Consider the following 19,630-nt stretch of genomic DNA (forward strand, 5'->3'; position numbering starts at 1 on the left):
ATTCTTCCCTTAGAACTTGAGCCCGGCTTCACGCGCCGCATCAGCCAGCGCCTTCACGCGGCCGTGGTAGCGGAAACCCGAGCGGTCAAAGGCGACGGATTCGATGCCGGCTGCCTTGGCCTTTTCGGCGATACGCTTGCCGATCAGGGTCGCGGCGTTGACGTTGCCGCCCTTGCCCGACTTGTCGGCCAGTTCGGCACGCACTTCAGCTTCCAGCGTCGAGGCGCTTGCCACGACCTTCGTGCCGCATGCCGAGAACACTTGCGCGTAGATATGCGTATTCGTGCGATGCACGGCCAGACGCGGAACCTGCAGCTCAGCGATCTTGATACGCGTCTGACGAGCGCGGCGCAGGCGAGATTGAGTCTTATCCATGATTGCGCACCCTTACTTCTTCTTCGTTTCTTTGAGGATCACGACCTCGTCGGAATAGCGCACGCCCTTGCCCTTGTAAGGCTCCGGCGGACGATAGCCGCGCACTTCCGCCGCGGTCTGTCCGACTTTCTGCTTGTCGATCCCCTTGATCACGATTTCGGTCTGCGACGGGGTTTCAGCCTTGATGCCTTCCGGCATCTGGTGCACCACGGGGTGCGAGAAACCCAGCGACAGGTTCAGCTTGTCGCCTTGCGCTTGCGCACGATAACCAACGCCAACCAGCGTCAGCTTGCGCTCGAAACCCTTGGTGACGCCCTGCACCATGTTCGCCACCAGGGCGCGCATCGTGCCGGACATCGCGTTTGCTTCGCGGCTTTCATCCGTCGGAGCGAGTTGCAGCGTGCCGTTCTCGTTCGTCAGGCTCACCAGCTTGTTGGCCGGCTGCGAGATCGTACCGAGCGGGCCCTTGACGGTGATGACGTCGCCCTTGACGGCCACTTCGGTGCCTTGCGGCAGCGCGATCGGGCTCTTACCTACTCGAGACATGTTTCTTCTCCTTAGGCGTTAAGCGACGTAGCAGATGACTTCGCCGCCGACGCCGTTCTGGCGCGCCTTGCGGTCGGTCATCACACCCTTCGGCGTCGACACGATTGCAACGCCGAGGCCATTCATGACCTGCGGAATGTCGTTGCGACCGCGGTACACGCGCAGGCCAGGCTTCGAAACGCGCTCGAGGCGTTCGATGACCGGACGGCCGGCGTAGTACTTCAACGCGATATTCAACTCGATCTTCGCGCCTTCAGCCTTCACCGCGAAATCGTCGATATAACCTTCGTCCTTCAAAACCTGCGCAATCGCAACCTTGACTTTCGACGAGGGCATAGTCACCGAAACCTTCTCGACCATCTGCGCATTGCGGATGCGAGTCAGCATATCGGCGATAGGATCACTCATGCTCATTTATGTTTCTCCTATTACCAGCTCGCCTTGGTGAGGCCAGGGATTTCGCCGCGGAAAGCGATTTCACGAATCTTGCCGCGTGCGAGTCCGAACTTGCGGAACGTGCCACGCGGACGACCCGTGATCGCGCAGCGGTTACGCTTGCGAGTGGGGTTCGAATTACGCGGCAGTTGTTGCAGCGCCAGACGCGCGAGGTAGCGCTCTTCGTCCGACTTGCTTGCGTCGTCGATCACAGCCTTCAGCTCAGCACGCTTCGGAGCGTACTTGGCTGCCAGGCGCGCGCGCTTCTTTTCACGTTCGATCAGTGCCAGTTTAGCCACGGTAACCTCAGTTTCTGAACGGGAACTTGAAGCCGGCGAGCAGCGCCTTTGCTTCATCGTCAGTCTTCGCGGTAGTCGTGATGCTGATGTTCAGCCCACGCAGCGCGTCGACCTTGTCGTAGTCGATTTCGGGGAAAATGATCTGCTCTTTCACACCGATGTTGTAGTTGCCACGACCGTCGAATGCACGGCCCGACACGCCACGGAAGTCGCGCACACGGGGGAGCGCAACGGTCACGAAACGGTCGAGGAATTCGTACATCGCTTGGCCGCGCAGCGTGACCATCGCGCCGATCGGGTAGCCCTGACGAATCTTGAAGCCTGCGATTGCCTTGCGCGCCTTCGTGATGACCGGCTTCTGGCCGGCAATCTTCGTCAGGTCGCCCACGGCGTTTTCGATGATCTTCTTGTCAGCGACGGCTTCGCCAAGGCCCATGTTCAGGGTGATCTTGGTGATGCGCGGCACTTCCATGATGGACTTGTAGCCGAACTTTTCCACCAGTTGCGGCACAACCTTTTCTTTGTAAATCTCTTGCAGACGAGCCATTTTTTAACTCCGCGTCAGGCGTTGAGCGTGGCGCCGGTCGACTTCAAGAAGCGAACCTTCTTGCCGTCTTCGACCTTGATGCCTACGCGTGACGCCTTGCCATTCGCGTCGATCAAAGCGACGTTCGAAATATGCAGCGGCATCGACTTGGCTTCCACGCCGCCTGTCGTTCCCTTCATCGGGTTCGGCTTCACGTGCTTCTTGACGAGGTTGATGCCCTCGACGGTGACACGGTCTTCCGCAACGACGAGCACGGTACCGCGCTTGCCCTTGTCTTTGCCGGCCGTGACGATGACTTCGTCACCCTTGCGAATCTTGTTCATCGCGACTCCTTACAGCACTTCCGGCGCGAGCGAAACGATCTTCATGAATCGTTCGCTACGCAGTTCACGCGTAACCGGCCCGAAAATACGCGTGCCGATCGGCTCGAGCTTCGTGTTCAGCAGAACGGCGGCATTGCCGTCGAACTTGATGAGCGAGCCATCCTGGCGACGCACGCCTTTGGCCGTACGAACGACCACGGCGTTGTAGATTTCGCCCTTTTTCACGCGTCCGCGCGGCGTCGCTTCCTTGACGGTCACCTTGATGATGTCGCCAATGCTTGCGTAACGACGCTTCGAGCCGCCGAGCACCTTGATGCACATGACTTCACGCGCACCCGTGTTGTCGGCCACTTCAAGCCGAGTTTCGGTCTGGATCATGGTTTATCTTTCCCAACTTAATCCGATTGCACCACCATGGCGCAGCCGGTCAGTCTTGGTCCCGTCAGCCAAATGGCTGCTTGGGTTAGAACAGGCAGCAACGGCAGACGAAACCCGCCATCGCAATCCGGTGAATCTGTCGACTCAGGCTGGCGCCCAAGCCGGCTTCCCCCACCAATTTCGCCCGCGACGGGGCTCCCACAAAGAGGGAAGACCGAGATTATAACAAACAATCTCGGTCTTGCAAGCGAAACTTACTGCGATACAACTATTTAAAGCATCGCCGAGACTCGGCTTCAGATCACGCGAGCGGCTTCAACCAGCTTCGACACAACCCAGGCCTTCGTCTTCGAAATCGGACGGGTTTCCTGGATTTCGACGAGATCGCCTTCGTTGTACGTGTTCGCGTCATCATGCGCGTGGTACTTCTTGGAGCGCACGACGTACTTGCCGTAGATCGGATGCTTCACGCGGTGCTCGACCAGCACGGTGACCGTCTTGTCCATCTTGTTGCTGACGACCTTGCCGACCAGAGTCCGCTTGAGCGAGGTTTTTACGCTTTCGTTCATTTCTGGTTCGCCTTCTCAGTCATGACGGTGCGCACACGCGCGATGTCGCGACGGACCTTCTTCAGCTGGCTCGTGTTGGTGAGCTGCTGCGTCGCGAGTTGCATGCGCAGGCCGAATTGCGCCTTCAGCAGGTCCGACAGCTCTTTGTTGAGCGCGGCCTGGTCTTTCTGGTGAAGTTCAGATGCCTTCATCATTTACTCCTTAGGCGCCGAGCTGACGCACGACGAAGTACGTCTTCAGCGGCAGCTTGGCTGCAGCCAGACGGAACGCTTCGCGCGCCAGTTCTTCGGTGACACCGTCCATTTCGTACAGCATCTTGCCCGGTTGAATTTCAGCGACGTAGTACTCCGGGTTACCCTTACCGTTACCCATACGCACTTCGGCCGGCTTTTGCGAAATCGGCTTGTCCGGGAAAATACGGATCCAGATCCGGCCACCACGCTTGATGTGACGCGTCATCGCACGACGCGCGGCTTCGATCTGACGGGCGGTCAAACGGCCGCGACCGATAGCCTTCAGGCCGAATTCACCAAACGACACCGCGTTGCCGCGCGTCGCCTTGCCGGTGTTACGACCCTTCTGCTCTTTGCGATACTTTCTGCGTTTCGGTTGCAGCATCGTTATTCTCCAGTCTTCGCGTCACCGCCAGCGCGACGGGGTGCACCGCGACGCGCGCCAGCCGGAGCACCTTCACCGTCACGGCGCGGACGGCGATCGCCACCCGGACGTGCGTTGCGGCGCGGACGCTTTTCTTCCGCCACTTCTTCCACGACCGGCGCTTCGTTGCGGCCCAGGGTGTCGCCCTTGTAGACCCACACCTTCACGCCGATGATGCCGTACGTGGTCTTCGCTTCCGACGTTGCGTAGTCGATATCCGCACGCAGCGTATGGAGGGGCACCCGACCTTCGCGATACCACTCGGTACGAGCGATTTCGATACCGTTCAGACGACCCGCGCTCATGATCTTGATGCCCTGGGCACCGAGACGCATCGCGTTCTGCATCGCGCGCTTCATCGCGCGGCGGAACATGATCCGGCGCTCGAGCTGTTGCGTGATCGAATCAGCGATGAGCTGAGCATCCGTTTCCGGCTTGCGGATTTCTTCGATGTTGACGTGAACCGGAACGCCCATGCGCTTTTGCAGCTCGGACTTCAGCAGTTCGATGTCTTCACCCTTCTTGCCGATGACGACGCCCGGACGCGAGCTGTAAATCGTGATGCGCGCGTTCTTCGCCGGACGCTCGATGACGACGCGGCCGACCGAAGCGTTCTTCAGCTTCTTCTTCAGATATTCACGAACACCGATGTCTTCCTGCAACATCGCCGCGAAATTGTTGTTGTTCGCGTACCAGCGCGAAGCCCAATTGCGGCTGACGGCCAAACGGAAGCCAGTCGGATGAATTTTCTGTCCCATCGTATGGCTCCTTAATTCCCGACCGTCACAGTGATGTGACAGGATTGCTTCTCGATGCGGTTACCGCGACCCTTAGCGCGTGCGGTGAAACGCTTCAGCGAAGCAGCCTTGTCGACGTAGATGCTCGTGATCTTGAGCTCGTCGATATCGGCGCCTTCGTTGTGTTCCGCATTCGCGATCGCAGACAGCACGACCTTCTTGACGATACCCGCCGCCTTCTTCGGCGAGAACGTCAGAACGTTCAGCGCCTTGTCGACCGGCAGACCACGGATCTGGTCAGCCACAAGGCGCGTTTTCTGCGCCGAGATGCGGGCACCGCGATGAATTGCCTTCACTTCCATCTTGATAGCCCCTTATTTCTTGGCCTTCTTGTCGGCTGCGTGACCCTTGAACGTACGGGTCAGTGCGAACTCGCCAAGCTTGTGGCCGACCATGTTTTCCGTGACATACACCGGAACGTGTTGACGGCCGTTGTGAACAGCGATCGTCAGACCGATGAAGTCCGGCAGAATCGTCGAACGACGCGACCAGGTCTTGATCGGCTTCTTGTCACGCGTCGATGCAGCCGACTCAACCTTCTTCAGCAAATGAGCGTCGCAGAACGGACCTTTTTTAGCAGAACGTGTCATTGCCTACTCCTTAACGCTTGTGACGGCGCTGGACGATCATCGTCGTCGTGCGCTTGTTGCTACGGGTGCGATAGCCCTTCGTCGGCGTACCCCACGGGCTCACCGGATCGCGACCTGCAGCCGTCTTGCCTTCACCACCGCCGTGCGGGTGATCGACCGGGTTCATTGCAACGCCGCGCACCGTCGGACGGATACCGCGCCAGCGGTTCGCGCCTGCCTTGCCGATCTGGCGGAGGCTGTGCTCTTCGTTGCCCACTTCACCGATCGTCGCGCGGCACTCGACGTGCACGCGGCGGATTTCGCCCGAGCGCAGACGCACTTGTGCGTACACGCCTTCACGAGCCAGCAGCATGGCCGACGTACCAGCCGAACGCGCCATCTGCGCGCCCTTGCCCGGCAGCATCTCGATGCAGTGGATCGTCGTACCGACCGGGATGTTGCGGATCGGCAGGGTGTTACCCGCGCGGATCGGCGCTTCCGAACCGGACATCAGCTGCGTGCCGACCGTCACGCCCTTCGGCGCGATGATGTAGCGACGCTCGCCGTCTGCGTACAGAACCAGCGCGATGTTCGCGCTACGGTTCGGGTCGTACTCGAGACGCTCGACCTTCGCTGCGATGCCGTCCTTGTTGCGACGGAAATCGACGATACGGTAATGCTGCTTGTGACCACCGCCCTGGTGACGCGTGGTGATACGGCCGTTGTTGTTACGGCCCGCCGACTTGGATTGCGTGTCGAGCAGCGCTGCGTGCGGCTTGCCCTTGTGCAGATCCTTGTTGACGATCTTGACCATCGCGCGGCGACCCGGCGAGGTCGGCTTAACTTTCACGATTGCCATGGTTACTTGGCCTCCGCTTCAAAGTTGATTTCCTGGCCGGGCTTCAGGCAGACGTACGCCTTCTTCACGTCCTTGCGCTTGCCGTTGAAGCGGCCAAAGCGCTTTGCCTTGCCCTTCGTGACGAGCACGTTGACGGAATTGACTTCGACCTTGAACAGCAGCTCGACAGCAGCCTTGACTTCCTGCTTCGTGGCGTCCGGTGCGACTTCGAACACGACTTGTTCGTTCTTGTCGGCAACCAGCGTCGCCTTTTCGGAGATCACCGGCGCGAGCAGAACTTGCATCAAACGATGATCGTTTTTGCGAACTTCGCTCATGACAGCAACTCCTCGATCTGAGCGACCGCAGCCTTCGTGATCAGGATCTTCTTGAAGTAGATCAGCGAGAGCGGGTCGGCGTAACGCGGCTCGACAACGGCCACATGGGCCAGGTTGCGCGACGCGAGGTACAGGTTCTCGTCGACCGTATCGGTGATGACCAACACGGAATCGAGACCCATGGCCTTGAATTTTTCGGCCAGCAGCTTGGTCTTCGGGGCTTCGAGCGTCAGCTCTTCAACCACCGAGATACGGCCTTCGCGAGCCAACTGCGAGAAGATCGAGCGCAGACCTGCGCGATGCATCTTCTTGTTGACCTTGTGCGAGAAATTCTCTTCCGGCGAATTCGGGAAGATACGGCCACCGCCGCGCCACAACGGGCTCGACGACATACCGGCACGAGCGCGGCCCGTACCCTTCTGACGCCACGGCTTCTTGGTGGTGTGCTTGACCTGCTCGCGATCCTTCTGCGCGCGGTTGCCGCTGCGTGCATTCGCCTGATAGGCGATGACGACCTGGTGAATCAGGGCTTCGTTGTAATCGCGACCGAACACGACGTCCGATGCGTTCACGCCAGCGCCTTCCTGACCATTGGCATTCAGGAGCTTAAGTTCCATTATTTCGCTCCTTTCACAGCACGCGTCTTGACGGCCGGGGTCACGAAGACCTTGCCGCCCTTCGCACCCGGAACAGCGCCGCGGACGAGCAGCAGGCTGCGCTCGGCGTCGATGCGGGCGATTTCGAGATTCTGGACCGTGACGGTCTCGTCACCGAGGTGACCCGTCATGCGCTTGCCCGGGAACACACGACCCGGATCCTGCGCCATACCGATCGAACCCGGAACGTTGTGCGAACGCGAGTTACCGTGCGATGCACGACCCGATGCGAAGTTGTAGCGCTTGATCGTGCCGGCGTAGCCCTTACCGATCGACGTGCCTTGCACATCAACCTTCTGGCCGACTTCGAAGATATCCGCTGCGATGACAGCGCCGTTCGACAGTTCACCTGCCTTGGCTGCATCGACGGGGAATTCCTTGAGGATTTCACCGGCTTGAACGCCGGCTTTGGCGAGGTGACCCGCCAACGGCTTCGTCACGCGCGATGCGCGGCGAGTACCGAATGCAACCTGAACGGCGGTATAACCATCCGTTTCAACGGTCTTGATCTGCGTCACGCGGTTGTCCGACACGTCCAGCACGGTGACGGGGATCGAGTCCCCCTCAGGCGTGAAGATACGGGTCATACCAACCTTGCGACCTACGAGTCCAAGGCTCATCGTTTTCTCCATTCCCAACTGCGATTGGTCGGGGCTGATTTACAAGTGCCGCCTGCGTCACGGAAGACTGGAGCGGCTTTACAAACGCATTTTTCGTGCGGATAGGCGCGAAAAGCCTTGGAGTATAACAAGGCTTTTCGATTCCCGCAAGCAATTCAAAGACTTAGCTCCGTCACGGCGGCTGCTTGCCGCGATCGGAGTTTTTTGAGACTTACTGCAGCTTGATTTCGACGTCGACGCCGGCCGGCAGGTCGAGCTTCATCAGCGCGTCGACGGTCTTGTCCGTCGGATCGACGATGTCCATCAGGCGCTGGTGCGTACGGATTTCGAGCTGGTCGCGCGACGTCTTGTTGACGTGCGGCGAACGCAGGATGTCAAAACGCTGAATGCGCGTCGGCAGCGGCACCGGGCCACGGACGATTGCGCCAGTCCGCTTCGCCGTATCGACGATTTCGGCTGCCGATTGATCGATCAGACGATAGTCGAAAGCCTTCAGACGGATGCGGATTTTTTGGTTCTGCATGACAATTCCTTGGAAAGAGCGAGGCGGTCTTGCACCGCCGATTGGCAAAAGAGCGTAGAACCGGACACACGTGGAGGACGCGCATCCGGTCCCGGTCTGTTACTGCTTTACTACGAGTTCAAATCAGGCAAGCTCGCAAGCAAGCCCGACATATTACTCGATAATCTTCGCCACGACACCGGCGCCGACAGTACGACCGCCTTCACGGATAGCGAAACGCAGACCTTCTTCCATGGCGATCGGGGCGATCAGCTTGACCGTGATCGACACGTTGTCGCCCGGCATCACCATTTCCTTGTCCTTCGGCAGCTCGATCGAGCCCGTCACGTCGGTCGTACGGAAGTAGAACTGCGGACGGTAGTTGTTGAAGAACGGCGTGTGGCGGCCGCCTTCGTCCTTGCTCAGCACGTACACTTCAGCCGTGAAGTGCGTGTGCGGCGTGATCGAACCCGGCTTGGCCAGAACCTGGCCACGCTCCACGTCTTCACGCTTCGTGCCGCGCAGCAGGATACCGACGTTGTCGCCTGCCTGACCCTGGTCGAGCAGCTTGCGGAACATTTCCACGCCCGTGCAGGTCGTCTTCACCGTCGTCTTGATACCGACGATTTCGATTTCCTCGCCAACCTTCACCACGCCACGCTCGATACGGCCCGTCACCACCGTGCCGCGACCCGAGATCGAGAACACGTCTTCCACCGGCATCAGGAACGAACCGTCAACTGCGCGTTCCGGCGTCGGGATGTACGTGTCCAGCGCGTCGGCCAAGCTCATGATCGCCACTTCGCCCAGCTCGCCCGTGTCGCCTTCCAGCGCCAGCTTGGCCGAACCCTTCACGATCGGCGTGTCGTCGCCCGGGAAGTCGTACTTCGAGAGAAGCTCGCGCACTTCCATTTCGACCAGCTCGAGCAGCTCGGCGTCGTCGACCATGTCGCACTTGTTCAGGAACACGATGATGTACGGCACGCCGACCTGACGGGCCAGCAGGATGTGCTCGCGCGTTTGCGGCATCGGGCCGTCAGCGGCCGAGCACACCAGAATTGCGCCGTCCATCTGCGCGGCGCCCGTGATCATGTTCTTCACGTAGTCGGCGTGGCCCGGGCAGTCGACGTGTGCGTAGTGGCGGTTAGCCGTTTCGTACTCGACGTGCGCGGTGTTGATCGTGATGCCGCGCGCCTTTTCTTCCGGTGCCGCGTCGATCTGGTCGTATGCCTTCGCTTCGCCGCCGAACTTCTTGGTCAGCACCGTGGTGATCGCTGCCGTCAGCGTGGTCTTGCCGTGGTCAACGTGACCGATCGTACCGACGTTCACGTGCGGCTTGGTCCGCTCGAATTTACCTTTTGCCATGATTACCTTCTTTCAGAGATTGTTTGTCGGTTAAAGCTTGTGGCTTGCGCCGAATGACTTGCGGGTATTACTTACCCTTGGCGTTGATGATCGCTTCGGCGACGTTACGCGGAGCTTCAGCATAGTGCTTGAACTCCATCGTGTACGTTGCACGGCCTTGCGTCAGCGAACGCAGCGAAGTGGAGTAGCCGAACATTTCCGACAGCGGCACTTCGGCGCGAACGATCTTGCCGCCGCCAATCATGTCTTCCATACCCTGGACGATACCGCGACGGCCCGACAGGTCGCCCATCACGTTGCCCATGTAGTCTTCCGGCGTTTCGACTTCGACGGCCATCATCGGTTCGAGGATGACCGGGCTTGCCTTGCGCATCGCTTCCTTGAAGGCCATCGAGCCGGCCATGCGGAACGCGTTTTCGTTCGAGTCCACGTCGTGGTACGAACCGAACGTCAGGTGCACCTTCACGTCCACGACCGGGAAGCCAGCCAGCACGCCCGACTTCAGCGTTTCCTGGATACCCTTGTCCACGGCCGGGATGTATTCGCGCGGAATCACGCCGCCCTTGATCTCGTCCAGGAACTCGTAGCCCTTGCCCTGCTCGTTCGGCTCGAGCGTGATGACCGCGTGACCGTACTGGCCGCGACCACCCGACTGCTTGACGAACTTGCCGTCGACGTCTTCGGCCTTGCTGCGGATCGTTTCGCGGTAAGCCACCTGCGGCTTGCCGACGGTCGCTTCCACGCCGAATTCACGACGCATGCGGTCGACCAGAATTTCGAGGTGGAGCTCGCCCATGCCCGAAATGATGGTCTGGCCCGATTCCTCGTCCGTCTGAACGCGGAACGATGGATCTTCCTGTGCCAGGCGGTTCAGCGCCAGACCCATTTTTTCCTGGTCGGGCTTCGTCTTCGGCTCGACGGCCTGGGAGATCACCGGCTCCGGGAAAATCATGCGTTCGAGCACGATGGGGTGCTGCGGATCGCACAGCGTGTCGCCCGTGGTCGCTTCCTTCAGGCCGACGGCCGCCGCGATGTCGCCCGCGCGCACTTCCTTGATTTCTTCGCGCTGGTTCGCGTGCATCTGCAGAATACGGCCAAGGCGTTCCTTCTTGTCCTTGGTCGCGTTCAGCACGGTGTCACCCGAGTTCACGATGCCCGAATACACGCGGAAGAAGATCAGCTGACCGACGAACGGGTCCGTCATGATCTTGAACGCGAGTGCCGAGAACTTCTCGTCGTCGGCTGCACGGCGCTCTGCCTTCTCGCCGCTTTCGAGTTCGCCCGTGACCGGGGGAATGTCCACCGGCGACGGCAGGAAGTCGATCACGGCGTCCAGCATGCGCTGCACGCCCTTGTTCTTGAACGCGGTGCCGCACAGCATCGGCTGGATTTCGCACGCGATGGTCCGGTCGCGGATTGCCTTGACGATTTCCGCCTCGCTCAGCTCTTCGCCGCCGAGATACTTTTCCATCAGCTCTTCGGTGGCTTCGGCAGCCGACTCAATCATCTTCTCGCGCCACTCGTTGCACGTGTCGACGAGTTCGGCCGGGATGTCGACGTAGTCGAACTTCGTACCCTGGGATGCTTCATCCCAAATGATCGCCTTCATCTTGATCAGGTCGACCACGCCCGTGAACGTGTCTTCCGCGCCGATCGGCACGACGACGGGAACCGGGTTCGCCTTCAGGCGGGTCTTCAGCTGGTCATAGACCTTGAAGAAGTTCGCGCCGGTACGGTCCATCTTGTTGACGAACGCGAGACGGGGAACCTTGTACTTGTTCGCCTGGCGCCACACGGTTTCCGACTGCGGCTGCACGCCGCCCACTGCGCAGTAGACCATGCACGCGCCGTCGAGGACGCGCATCGAGCGTTCCACTTCGATCGTGAAGTCGACGTGACCCGGGGTGTCGATGATGTTGATGCGGTGCTCGGGATAGTTGCCGCCCATGCCCTTCCAGAAGGCGGTGGTGGCAGCGGACGTGATCGTGATGCCGCGTTCCTGCTCCTGCTCCATCCAGTCCATCGTTGCAGCGCCGTCGTGAACTTCACCAATCTTGTGGTTCACGCCCGTGTAGAACAGGATGCGCTCGGTCGTCGTCGTTTTGCCGGCGTCGATGTGAGCGCTAATACCGATATTGCGGTAGCGCTCGATAGGTGTCTTGCGAGCCACTTTGGATCCTTTTTCGGGTCGACGCGACGGCCAATTGCCGACCGCGTCCTAAGACAAACGGGCGAGGCGCCTGGAATAGCGCACCCGCCCTGATTTTCCGTTATGCCCTGGAGCGGGAGCTTAGAAACGGAAGTGCGAGAATGCCTTGTTGGCCTCTGCCATGCGGTGAACTTCGTCGCGCTTCTTCATTGCGCCGCCACGGCCTTCGGCCGCTTCCGAGAGTTCGCCTGCAAGACGCAGGGCCATCGACTTTTCGCTGCGCTTCTTCGCGGCTTCACGCAACCAACGCATCGCCAATGCCATACGACGCGAGGGACGCACTTCGACCGGAACCTGATAGTTGGCACCACCAACGCGACGGCTCTTCACTTCGACCACCGGCTTCACGTTGTTGAGCGCAACCGTGAACACTTCCAGCGGGTCCTTGCCACCCTTGGTCTGGATCTGTTCAAAAGCGCCGTACACGATACGCTCGGCAACCGACTTCTTGCCGGAGAGCATCAGCACGTTCATGAACTTGGCTACATCTACGTTGCCGAACTTCGGATCCGGCAACACTTCCCGCTTGGGGACTTCGCGACGACGCGGCATGATTCTTCCTTTACTTTTTCAGTTGGAGCAGTTCCCCGCTCCGCGGCCACCAACAAACCCGATCCATCTCTTCGACTAAACCAGCTTGGCCGGGTGACCACTTACTCGACAGCACCGGCATTTCCGGCACCACCGCCTTAACCGCCTTGCGGCGACCTGATTGTCCTGCAGCAGACCAGCAGCTTACTTGCCGGCCTTGGCACGCTTCGCGCCGTACTTCGAGCGAGCTTGCTTACGATCCTTGACGCCCTGGGTATCCAGCGAGCCGCGAACCATGTGGTAACGCACACCCGGCAAGTCCTTCACACGGCCGCCGCGAATCAGCACGACCGAGTGCTCTTGCAGGTTGTGGCCTTCACCGCCGATGTACGAGATAACTTCGAAACCGTTCGTCAGACGAACCTTGGCAACTTTACGAAGTGCCGAGTTCGGCTTCTTCGGCGTGGTGGTGTACACGCGGGTGCACACGCCACGACGTTGCGGGCAGTCCTGCAGGGCCGGCGACTTGCTCTTCGTCGTTTCCGACGTGCGGCCTTTGCGAACCAGTTGATTGATGGTTGGCATTGTTTAATCCTAAAAATGAACAGAATCAGCGCAATTCGGGTCGGGCAAAGCGAACAAATTGCGCATTTTGTGCTCCCGCCGATGGTTTTCACTCCCAACGCACGTTCAGCAAGCGCAGTCGAGAAATTCCAAAAACGAGAACCAAGCATGATATTCCGAAAATCCCAATCGGGTCAATACGTTGCACCGAAATCAGGGGGCTTTCAGAGAAGGGAACTCAGGCAGAGCCGACCACATCGAGCAGTTCGTCGCCGAAGCGCTCCAGCTTGCGAACGCCGATGCCGGGAATATGCCGAAGATCGTCGATCGTATCGGGGTCGCTGCGAGCGATTTCCGCCAGCGTGGCGTCATGAAAAATGACATAGGCCGGCACGCCGTCGCTCTTGGCCGTCTCGGCCCGCCAGGCCCGCAGGCGCTCCCAGCGCGTCTTCTCGCGCGGCGACATGCCGGCCGTGGGATCGGCGCGTTCGCCGGTCCGCGCGGAGCCTTGACGGCTGCGTGCAGGCTTCACGTACTTGCGCAGCGTGACGCTCTCCTCACCCTTGAGCACCGGCTTGCTGGCATCGGTCAGGACGAGCGCGCCGAAACCGTCGTGGTCGACGGCCAGATAGCCGAACGCCACCAGTTGCCGGAACACCGCACGCCATTCGGCATCGGCAAGCGCCTCGCCGACACCGAAAGTAGACAGCTTCTCGTGCCCGCGCTGCAGCACCTTCTCGCTGCGCACGCCCCGCAGAATGTCGATCAGATGCCCCGCGCCGAAGTGAAAACCGCTCGCCTTCTGCGCGCGATAGACACACGACAGCGCCATCTGCGCCTCGCGCGTGGCGTCGAAGGACGCGGGCGGTTCGAGACAGGTATCGCAATTGCCGCACGGCGTGCTGTGCTCGCCGAAATACGCCAGCAACCGCACGCGCCGGCAGGACGCGACCTCACAGAGGCCGAGCAACGCGTCGAGCTTGCCGGTCTGCACGCGTTTGTGAGCGTCGTCAGCCTCTGATTCGTCGATCATCTTGCGCTGCTGCACGACGTCGCCGAGACCGTACGCCATCCACGCATTCGCGGGCATGCCGTCGCGACCGGCGCGTCCGGTCTCCTGATAGTAGCCTTCGACGCTCTTCGGCAGATCCAGATGCGCCACGAAGCGCACGTCCGGTTTGTCGATACCCATGCCGAAGGCGATCGTCGCGCACATGACGACGCCTTCTTCGCGCTGGAACATCTCCTGATGACGCTGACGCTTCTCGAACTCCATGCCCGCGTGATACGGCAACGCATGAAGGCCCTGCCCCTTCAGCCATTCCGCGGTTTCTTCCACCTTGCGGCGCGACAGGCAATACACGACACCAGCATCCGTGGTGCCGTCCTTGTTCGTGTGCTCGGCGCGGATGAAATCCAGCAGTTGCGAGCGGGCATTGTCCTTCTCGACGATCCGGTAGCGGATATTCGGCCGGTCGAAGCTCGAAACAAAGATGCGCGCTTCATCCAGAGCCAGACGATGCACGATCTCGTCGCGCGTGATGGCGTCCGCCGTTGCCGTGAGCGCGATGCGCGGCACGTTCGGGAAGCGCTCGTGCAGCACGGACAGCTGGATGTACTCGGGCCGGAAATCATGCCCCCACTGCGACACGCAGTGCGCTTCATCAATGGCGAACAGGCCGACCGGCGCGCTATCGAGCAGGTCGAGAAAGCGCGACGTCATCAGCCGTTCCGGCGCCACGTACAAGAGGTCGATCTCGCCGTTGCGCAGTGCGCGTTCGGTGGCCGCGGCTTCGGCGCCCGACAAGGTGGAATTGAGATACGCGGCGCGCACACCGAGTTCGGTCAGCGCGGCCACCTGATCCTGCATCAGCGCGATCAGCGGCGACACGACGATGCCCGCGCCGAAGCCCGCCTCGCGGCGCACCAGCGACGGAATCTGATAGCACAATGATTTGCCGCCGCCCGTGGGCATCAGCACGAGTGAGTCGCCGCCGTTCGCGACATGCTCGACGATCTCCGCCTGTTGGCCGCGAAAAGCGGGATAGCCGAAGATTTCGTTGAGTATTTCGAGCGACCGGGACATGGGGAAAGCGCGCACGGCGAGACAGAGATAACGAATTCTACCAATGCAGGACCGCGCATCGACGCCGTTCGGGCATCGCTGGCCGAATGGACGAGGGCAGCAGGAATCGCAGGACGAAAAAAAACCGCCCGGCACAAACCGGGCGGTTTCATGAAGCAAACGAGCCAGAAGCTTACTCGTTGGTATGCGGCTGCTGTTCCGCCGCCGGGGTTTCCGGCGTGCCGAAGTCGAACGACTCTTCGGCTGCGATCTGGTCGAAACGCTCGCGATCCGACGACTCCTTCGCACGGCGCGCCTTGTGGAACGCGAGACCCGTACCCGCCGGAATCAGACGGCCGACGATCACGTTTTCCTTCAGGCCGCGCAGGTCATCACGCTTGCCCATGATCGCCGCTTCGGTCAGCACGCGGGTCGTTTCCTGGAACGACGCCGCCGAGATGAACGAATCGGTCGACAGAGAAGCCTTCGTGATACCGAGCAGCACGTTGTCGTACGTGGCCGGGCGCTTGTCGTCGGCGATCATGCTGTCGTTTTCGTCCAGCATGTCCGAACGCTCGACCTGCTCGCCCGGGATGAAGCGCGTATCGCCGTTGTCGACGATCTGCACACGACGCAGCATCTGACGCACGATCACTTCAATGTGCTTGTCGTTGATCTTCACGCCCTGCAGACGGTACACGTCCTGCACTTCGTCCACGATGTAGCGCGACAGCGCCTCGATACCCTGCAGACGCAGGATGTCGTGCGGATCGGCAGGACCGTCGACGATCATTTCGCCCTTGTTGACGACCTGACCATCGTGCACCAGCACCTGCTTTTCCTTCGCGATCAGGAACTCGTGCTGATTGCCCTCGAGGTCCGTGATGACGAGACGCTGCTTGCCCTTCGTGTCCTTGCCGAACGACGTCGTGCCCGTGACTTCCGCCAGAATGCCGGCGTCCTTCGGCGAGCGCGCTTCGAACAGTTCGGCCACGCGCGGCAGACCACCGGTAATGTCACGCGTCTTCTGCGCTTCAACCGGGATACGCGCCAGCACTTCACCAACCTGCACTTGCTGACCATCCTTCACGGTGATCAGGGCGCCGACCTGGAAGCCGATCTGCACCGAATGCTCGGTGTTCGGGATCTTCACTTCCTCGCCGTTCGCGTCGAGCAGCTTCACCTGCGGACGCACGCTCTTCGAAGCCTGCGAACCGCGACGCTTCACGTCGATCACGACCAGGGTCGAAAGACCGGTCACGTCGTCGATCTGCTTCGCCACGGTCACGCCTTCCTCGACGTTCTCGAACTTCACCGTACCGCCCCACTCGGTGATGATCGGACGCGTCAGCGGGTCCCATTGAGCCAGTTGCGCACCGGCCTTGATGGTTGCGCCGTCGAGTTGCAGCAACGTTGCGCCGTACGGGATCTTGTGACGCTCACGCTCGCGACCGAGGTCGTCCGCGATGATCGCCTCGCCCGAACGCGAAATGACGACCTGCTCGCCCTTCGCGTTGGTGACGTAACGCATGGTGGCCGTGAAGCGCACCGTACCGTTCGACTTCGCTTCCACCGTTGAAGCAACCGCCGCACGCGATGCCGCGCCACCGATGTGGAACGTACGCATGGTCAGCTGCGTGCCCGGCTCGCCGATCGACTGTGCCGCGATCACGCCGACAGCCTCGCCGACGTTCACGCGCGAACCGCGGCCGAGGTCGCGGCCGTAGCACGCGGCGCACAGGCCATAACGCGTTTCGCAGGTCAGCGGCGTGCGCACGCGCACTTCGTCGATACCCAGGCGCTCGATTTCTTCCACTGCGTCTTCGTCGAGCAGATCGCCCGATGCGTACAGCGTCTCTTGCGTTTCCGGATTGACGACGTCCGCCACCGCGACGCGGCCGAGAATCCGGTCACGCAGCGCTTCAACCACTTCACCGCCTTCGACCAGCGCCTTCATGGCCACGCCGTTCGAGGTGCCGCAATCGTCTTCGACCACGACCAGATCCTGCGTCACGTCGACCAGACGACGCGTCAGGTAACCCGAATTCGCCGTCTTCAGTGCCGTATCAGCCAGACCCTTACGTGCACCGTGGGTCGAGATGAAGTACTGCAACACGTTCAGGCCTTCGCGGAAGTTCGCGGTAATCGGCGTCTCGATAATGGAGCCGTCCGGCTTCGCCATCAGGCCGCGCATACCGGCCAGCTGACGAATCTGCGTCGCCGAACCGCGCGCGCCCGAGTCGGCCATCATGTAGATCGAGTTGAACGATTCCTGACGCGTGTCCTTGCCGTCGCGATCGACCACCGGTTCCGTCGAGAGCTGCTCCATCATCGCCTTGCCGACCGCTTCCGACGTGTTCGACCAGATGTCGACCACGTTGTTGTAGCGTTCCTGCGCGGTGACGAGACCCGACATGTACTGACGGTCGTATTCCTTCACCTTCTTCGCGGCGTCGCCGACGATGGTCTCTTTCTGCGGCGGCACGAGCATGTCGTCCACGCAGATCGAGATACCGGCGCGCGTGGCCAGCCGGAAGCCCATCTGCATCAGCTGGTCGGCGAAGATCACCGTTTCGCGCAGACCGCACTTGCGGAATGCCGTGTTGATCAGCTGCGAAATCTGCTTCTTCTTCAGCGGCTTGTTCAGCACCGTGAACGGCAGGCCCGGCGGCAGGATTTCCGACAGGATCGAACGGCCGACCGTGGTCGCGTACAGCGAGATCTTCGGCACGAACTTCGGTGCGCCTTCGCTCGTGTCTTCGTTTGCCACCATTTCGGTGATACGCACGTTGACGCGCGAAGCCAGTTCGACTTCCTTGTTCTCGTACGCGCGGATGGCTTCCGACACGTCCGTGAACGTCAGCCCTTCGCCCTTGCCGTTGATCGCTTCACGCGACGCGTAGTACAGGCCGAGCACGATATCCTGCGACGGCACGATCGACGGATCGCCGTTGGCCGGGAACAGGACGTTGTTCGACGCCAGCATCAGCGTGCGCGCTTCCATCTGCGCTTCCAGCGACAGCGGCACGTGCACGGCCATCTGGTCACCGTCGAAGTCGGCGTTGAACGCCGCGCAGACGAGCGGATGCAGCTGGATGGCCTTGCCTTCGATCAGCACCGGCTCGAACGCCTGGATGCCCAGACGGTGCAGCGTCGGCGCGCGGTTCAGCATGACCGGATGCTCGCGGATCACCTCTTCGAGGATGTCCCACACCACCGGCGTCTGGTTCTCGACTTCCTTCTTCGCAGCCTTGATGGTCGTCGCGACGCCCATCACTTCCAGCTTGTTGAAGATGAACGGCTTGAACAGTTCGAGCGCCATCAGCTTCGGCAGACCGCACTGATGCAGCTTGAGCGTCGGGCCGACCACGATCACCGAACGGCCCGAGTAGTCGACGCGCTTGCCCAACAGGTTCTGACGGAAACGACCGCCCTTACCCTTGATCATGTCGGCGAGCGACTTCAGCGGACGCTTGTTCGCGCCGGTCATCGCCTTGCCGCGACGGCCGTTGTCGAGCAGCGAGTCGACGGCTTCCTGCAGCATCCGCTTTTCGTTGCGGACGATGATTTCAGGCGCCTTCAGCTCGAGCAGACGCTTCAACCGGTTGTTACGGTTGATCACGCGGCGATACAGGTCGTTCAGGTCCGACGTCGCGAAACGGCCGCCGTCCAGCGGCACGAGCGGACGCAGTTCCGGCGGCAGCACCGGCAACACTTCGAGGACCATCCAGTCCGGCTTGATGCCCGAACGCTGGAAAGCCTCGAGCACCTTGAGGCGCTTCGCGTACTTCTTGATCTTCGCTTCGGAACCGGTGTTCTTCAGTTCCGTGCGCAGCATCTCGACCTGTTCGTCGATGTTGATCGCGCGCAGAAGCTCACGCACGCCTTCCGCGCCCATTTCGGCACGGAATTCGTCGCCGTATTCCTCGACCTTGTTGTAGTAATCCTCTTCCGTCATGATCTGCCGCGCTTTCAGCGGCGTCATGCCCGGATCGATCACCACATACGCTTCGAAGTACAGCACGCGTTCGATGTCGCGCAGCGTCATGTCGAGCACCATGCCCAGACGCGACGGCAGCGATTTCAGGAACCAGATGTGCGCGACCGGCGAGGCCAGTTCGATGTGGCCCATCCGTTCGCGACGCACCTTCGCCAGCGTCACTTCGACGCCGCACTTTTCGCAGATCACGCCGCGATGCTTGAGGCGCTTGTACTTGCCGCACAGGCACTCGTAGTCCTTGATCGGACCAAAGATCTTCGCGCAGAACAGGCCATCCCGTTCCGGCTTGAAGGTGCGGTAGTTGATGGTCTCCGGCTTCTTGACTTCGCCGAACGACCACGAGCGGATCTTGTCGGGCGACGCGAGGCCGATCTTGATCGCATCAAAAACTTCTTCTTGTTGGACTTGCTTGAATAGATCGAGCAGAGCTTTCATTGCTTTCTCTCC

Annotated in this window: 24 protein-coding genes; all 24 read right to left on the reverse strand. The window is 60.7% G+C overall.

Annotated elements, in window-relative coordinates:
* Positions 1–9: 9 nt before the first annotated feature.
* Positions 10–375 carry a 50S ribosomal protein L18 gene (rplR, locus tag QCE69_RS13600; RefSeq protein ID WP_008343872.1) on the reverse strand — a complete coding sequence of 122 codons (366 nt, stop codon included), beginning with the start codon at positions 373–375 and terminating at the stop codon, positions 10–12.
* A 12-nt stretch (positions 376–387) separates the two neighbouring features.
* Positions 388–921, reverse strand: a complete 534-nt coding sequence (gene rplF / locus QCE69_RS13605; RefSeq protein WP_309810367.1) for a 50S ribosomal protein L6 — start codon at positions 919–921, stop codon at positions 388–390.
* An 18-nt stretch (positions 922–939) separates the two neighbouring features.
* On the reverse strand, positions 940–1,335 hold the full coding sequence (gene rpsH, locus QCE69_RS13610; RefSeq protein WP_035506756.1) for a 30S ribosomal protein S8: 396 nt from the start codon (positions 1,333–1,335) through the stop codon (positions 940–942).
* 14 nt (positions 1,336–1,349) lie between these two features.
* The gene (gene rpsN, locus QCE69_RS13615) at positions 1,350–1,655 is read right to left on the reverse strand and encodes a 30S ribosomal protein S14 (RefSeq protein ID WP_008343864.1); all 306 of its coding nucleotides are present in this window, start codon (positions 1,653–1,655) and stop codon (positions 1,350–1,352) included.
* A 7-nt stretch (positions 1,656–1,662) separates the two neighbouring features.
* Entirely contained in the window at positions 1,663–2,202 is a 540-nt protein-coding gene (rplE, locus tag QCE69_RS13620) for a 50S ribosomal protein L5 (protein ID WP_309931159.1), read from the reverse strand.
* Between the two features lie 14 nt (positions 2,203–2,216).
* The gene (gene rplX / locus QCE69_RS13625; protein WP_309810373.1) at positions 2,217–2,525 is read right to left on the reverse strand and encodes a 50S ribosomal protein L24; all 309 of its coding nucleotides are present in this window, start codon (positions 2,523–2,525) and stop codon (positions 2,217–2,219) included.
* A gap of 9 nt (positions 2,526–2,534) precedes the next feature.
* A complete protein-coding gene (rplN, locus tag QCE69_RS13630) occupies positions 2,535–2,903 on the reverse strand; it encodes a 50S ribosomal protein L14 (RefSeq protein WP_006998478.1) in 369 nt (122 codons plus the stop codon).
* A 296-nt stretch (positions 2,904–3,199) separates the two neighbouring features.
* On the reverse strand, positions 3,200–3,472 hold the full coding sequence (gene rpsQ, locus QCE69_RS13635) for a 30S ribosomal protein S17 (protein WP_309810376.1): 273 nt from the start codon (positions 3,470–3,472) through the stop codon (positions 3,200–3,202).
* The gene (rpmC, locus tag QCE69_RS13640) at positions 3,469–3,663 is read right to left on the reverse strand and encodes a 50S ribosomal protein L29 (RefSeq protein ID WP_309811713.1); all 195 of its coding nucleotides are present in this window, start codon (positions 3,661–3,663) and stop codon (positions 3,469–3,471) included. Before rpmC ends, rpsQ begins: the two co-directional genes overlap by 4 nt.
* Before the next feature lie 10 nt (positions 3,664–3,673).
* Entirely contained in the window at positions 3,674–4,090 is a 417-nt protein-coding gene (gene rplP / locus QCE69_RS13645; protein ID WP_309810379.1) for a 50S ribosomal protein L16, read from the reverse strand.
* A 2-nt stretch (positions 4,091–4,092) separates the two neighbouring features.
* Positions 4,093–4,887 (reverse strand): 30S ribosomal protein S3, encoded by a 795-nt coding sequence (gene rpsC / locus QCE69_RS13650; protein WP_087049856.1) that lies wholly within the window; start codon positions 4,885–4,887, stop codon positions 4,093–4,095.
* 11 nt (positions 4,888–4,898) lie between these two features.
* Positions 4,899–5,228 (reverse strand): 50S ribosomal protein L22, encoded by a 330-nt coding sequence (gene rplV / locus QCE69_RS13655; RefSeq protein ID WP_007730533.1) that lies wholly within the window; start codon positions 5,226–5,228, stop codon positions 4,899–4,901.
* A 12-nt stretch (positions 5,229–5,240) separates the two neighbouring features.
* Positions 5,241–5,516 (reverse strand): 30S ribosomal protein S19, encoded by a 276-nt coding sequence (gene rpsS / locus QCE69_RS13660; protein ID WP_035967602.1) that lies wholly within the window; start codon positions 5,514–5,516, stop codon positions 5,241–5,243.
* 10 nt (positions 5,517–5,526) lie between these two features.
* Positions 5,527–6,354, reverse strand: a complete 828-nt coding sequence (gene rplB, locus QCE69_RS13665; protein ID WP_309810383.1) for a 50S ribosomal protein L2 — start codon at positions 6,352–6,354, stop codon at positions 5,527–5,529.
* 2 nt (positions 6,355–6,356) lie between these two features.
* Entirely contained in the window at positions 6,357–6,671 is a 315-nt protein-coding gene (gene rplW / locus QCE69_RS13670; protein ID WP_035967599.1) for a 50S ribosomal protein L23, read from the reverse strand.
* A complete protein-coding gene (rplD, locus tag QCE69_RS13675) occupies positions 6,668–7,288 on the reverse strand; it encodes a 50S ribosomal protein L4 (protein WP_309810386.1) in 621 nt (206 codons plus the stop codon). Before rplD ends, rplW begins: the two co-directional genes overlap by 4 nt.
* A complete protein-coding gene (rplC, locus tag QCE69_RS13680) occupies positions 7,288–7,947 on the reverse strand; it encodes a 50S ribosomal protein L3 (RefSeq protein ID WP_309810389.1) in 660 nt (219 codons plus the stop codon). The genes rplD and rplC overlap by 1 nt, the downstream gene beginning before the upstream one ends.
* A 211-nt stretch (positions 7,948–8,158) precedes the next feature.
* The gene (rpsJ, locus tag QCE69_RS13685) at positions 8,159–8,470 is read right to left on the reverse strand and encodes a 30S ribosomal protein S10 (protein ID WP_006998489.1); all 312 of its coding nucleotides are present in this window, start codon (positions 8,468–8,470) and stop codon (positions 8,159–8,161) included.
* A gap of 153 nt (positions 8,471–8,623) precedes the next feature.
* Positions 8,624–9,814, reverse strand: a complete 1,191-nt coding sequence (gene tuf, locus QCE69_RS13690) for an elongation factor Tu (RefSeq protein WP_309918853.1) — start codon at positions 9,812–9,814, stop codon at positions 8,624–8,626.
* A 67-nt stretch (positions 9,815–9,881) separates the two neighbouring features.
* Positions 9,882–11,984, reverse strand: coding sequence for an elongation factor G (gene fusA, locus QCE69_RS13695; protein ID WP_309810393.1), 2,103 nt, complete (start codon positions 11,982–11,984; stop codon positions 9,882–9,884).
* A gap of 120 nt (positions 11,985–12,104) precedes the next feature.
* Positions 12,105–12,575, reverse strand: coding sequence for a 30S ribosomal protein S7 (gene rpsG, locus QCE69_RS13700; RefSeq protein ID WP_006053291.1), 471 nt, complete (start codon positions 12,573–12,575; stop codon positions 12,105–12,107).
* Positions 12,576–12,758: 183 nt separating this feature from the next.
* A complete protein-coding gene (gene rpsL, locus QCE69_RS13705) occupies positions 12,759–13,139 on the reverse strand; it encodes a 30S ribosomal protein S12 (RefSeq protein WP_006053290.1) in 381 nt (126 codons plus the stop codon).
* A gap of 217 nt (positions 13,140–13,356) precedes the next feature.
* Positions 13,357–15,204, reverse strand: coding sequence for a DNA helicase RecQ (gene recQ, locus QCE69_RS13710; RefSeq protein ID WP_309931161.1), 1,848 nt, complete (start codon positions 15,202–15,204; stop codon positions 13,357–13,359).
* A 172-nt stretch (positions 15,205–15,376) separates the two neighbouring features.
* Positions 15,377–19,618: a DNA-directed RNA polymerase subunit beta' gene (rpoC, locus tag QCE69_RS13715; protein WP_309918859.1), complete on the reverse strand. Its 4,242-nt coding sequence runs from the start codon at positions 19,616–19,618 to the stop codon at positions 15,377–15,379.
* Positions 19,619–19,630: the final 12 nt, after the last annotated feature.

The sequence above is a fragment of the Caballeronia sp. LZ032 genome (assembly GCF_031451315.1).
In the GTDB taxonomy this organism is placed as follows: Bacteria; Pseudomonadota; Gammaproteobacteria; order Burkholderiales; family Burkholderiaceae; genus Caballeronia.

What these genes read in the sequence shown, in the direction of transcription:
- rplC (WP_309810389.1), bottom strand. Translation starts at nt 7,947, where the DNA reads ATGAGCCTTGGACTCGTAGGTCGCAAGGTTGGTATGACCCGTATCTTC.
- rpsQ (WP_309810376.1), bottom strand. Translation starts at nt 3,472, where the DNA reads ATGAACGAAAGCGTAAAAACCTCGCTCAAGCGGACTCTGGTCGGCAAG.
- tuf (WP_309918853.1), bottom strand. Translation starts at nt 9,814, where the DNA reads ATGGCAAAAGGTAAATTCGAGCGGACCAAGCCGCACGTGAACGTCGGT.
- rpsJ (WP_006998489.1), bottom strand. Translation starts at nt 8,470, where the DNA reads ATGCAGAACCAAAAAATCCGCATCCGTCTGAAGGCTTTCGACTATCGT.
- rplD (WP_309810386.1), bottom strand. Translation starts at nt 7,288, where the DNA reads ATGGAACTTAAGCTCCTGAATGCCAATGGTCAGGAAGGCGCTGGCGTG.
- rplW (WP_035967599.1), bottom strand. Translation starts at nt 6,671, where the DNA reads ATGAGCGAAGTTCGCAAAAACGATCATCGTTTGATGCAAGTTCTGCTC.
- rpsL (WP_006053290.1), bottom strand. Translation starts at nt 13,139, where the DNA reads ATGCCAACCATCAATCAACTGGTTCGCAAAGGCCGCACGTCGGAAACG.
- rplX (WP_309810373.1), bottom strand. Translation starts at nt 2,525, where the DNA reads ATGAACAAGATTCGCAAGGGTGACGAAGTCATCGTCACGGCCGGCAAA.
- rpsS (WP_035967602.1), bottom strand. Translation starts at nt 5,516, where the DNA reads ATGACACGTTCTGCTAAAAAAGGTCCGTTCTGCGACGCTCATTTGCTG.
- recQ (WP_309931161.1), bottom strand. Translation starts at nt 15,204, where the DNA reads ATGTCCCGGTCGCTCGAAATACTCAACGAAATCTTCGGCTATCCCGCT.
- rpsH (WP_035506756.1), bottom strand. Translation starts at nt 1,335, where the DNA reads ATGAGCATGAGTGATCCTATCGCCGATATGCTGACTCGCATCCGCAAT.
- rplE (WP_309931159.1), bottom strand. Translation starts at nt 2,202, where the DNA reads ATGGCTCGTCTGCAAGAGATTTACAAAGAAAAGGTTGTGCCGCAACTG.
- rplP (WP_309810379.1), bottom strand. Translation starts at nt 4,090, where the DNA reads ATGCTGCAACCGAAACGCAGAAAGTATCGCAAAGAGCAGAAGGGTCGT.
- rplN (WP_006998478.1), bottom strand. Translation starts at nt 2,903, where the DNA reads ATGATCCAGACCGAAACTCGGCTTGAAGTGGCCGACAACACGGGTGCG.
- rplB (WP_309810383.1), bottom strand. Translation starts at nt 6,354, where the DNA reads ATGGCAATCGTGAAAGTTAAGCCGACCTCGCCGGGTCGCCGCGCGATG.
- rplV (WP_007730533.1), bottom strand. Translation starts at nt 5,228, where the DNA reads ATGGAAGTGAAGGCAATTCATCGCGGTGCCCGCATCTCGGCGCAGAAA.
- rpmC (WP_309811713.1), bottom strand. Translation starts at nt 3,663, where the DNA reads ATGAAGGCATCTGAACTTCACCAGAAAGACCAGGCCGCGCTCAACAAA.
- rpoC (WP_309918859.1), bottom strand. Translation starts at nt 19,618, where the DNA reads ATGAAAGCTCTGCTCGATCTATTCAAGCAAGTCCAACAAGAAGAAGTT.
- rpsC (WP_087049856.1), bottom strand. Translation starts at nt 4,887, where the DNA reads ATGGGACAGAAAATTCATCCGACTGGCTTCCGTTTGGCCGTCAGCCGC.
- rplF (WP_309810367.1), bottom strand. Translation starts at nt 921, where the DNA reads ATGTCTCGAGTAGGTAAGAGCCCGATCGCGCTGCCGCAAGGCACCGAA.
- rpsG (WP_006053291.1), bottom strand. Translation starts at nt 12,575, where the DNA reads ATGCCGCGTCGTCGCGAAGTCCCCAAGCGGGAAGTGTTGCCGGATCCG.
- rplR (WP_008343872.1), bottom strand. Translation starts at nt 375, where the DNA reads ATGGATAAGACTCAATCTCGCCTGCGCCGCGCTCGTCAGACGCGTATC.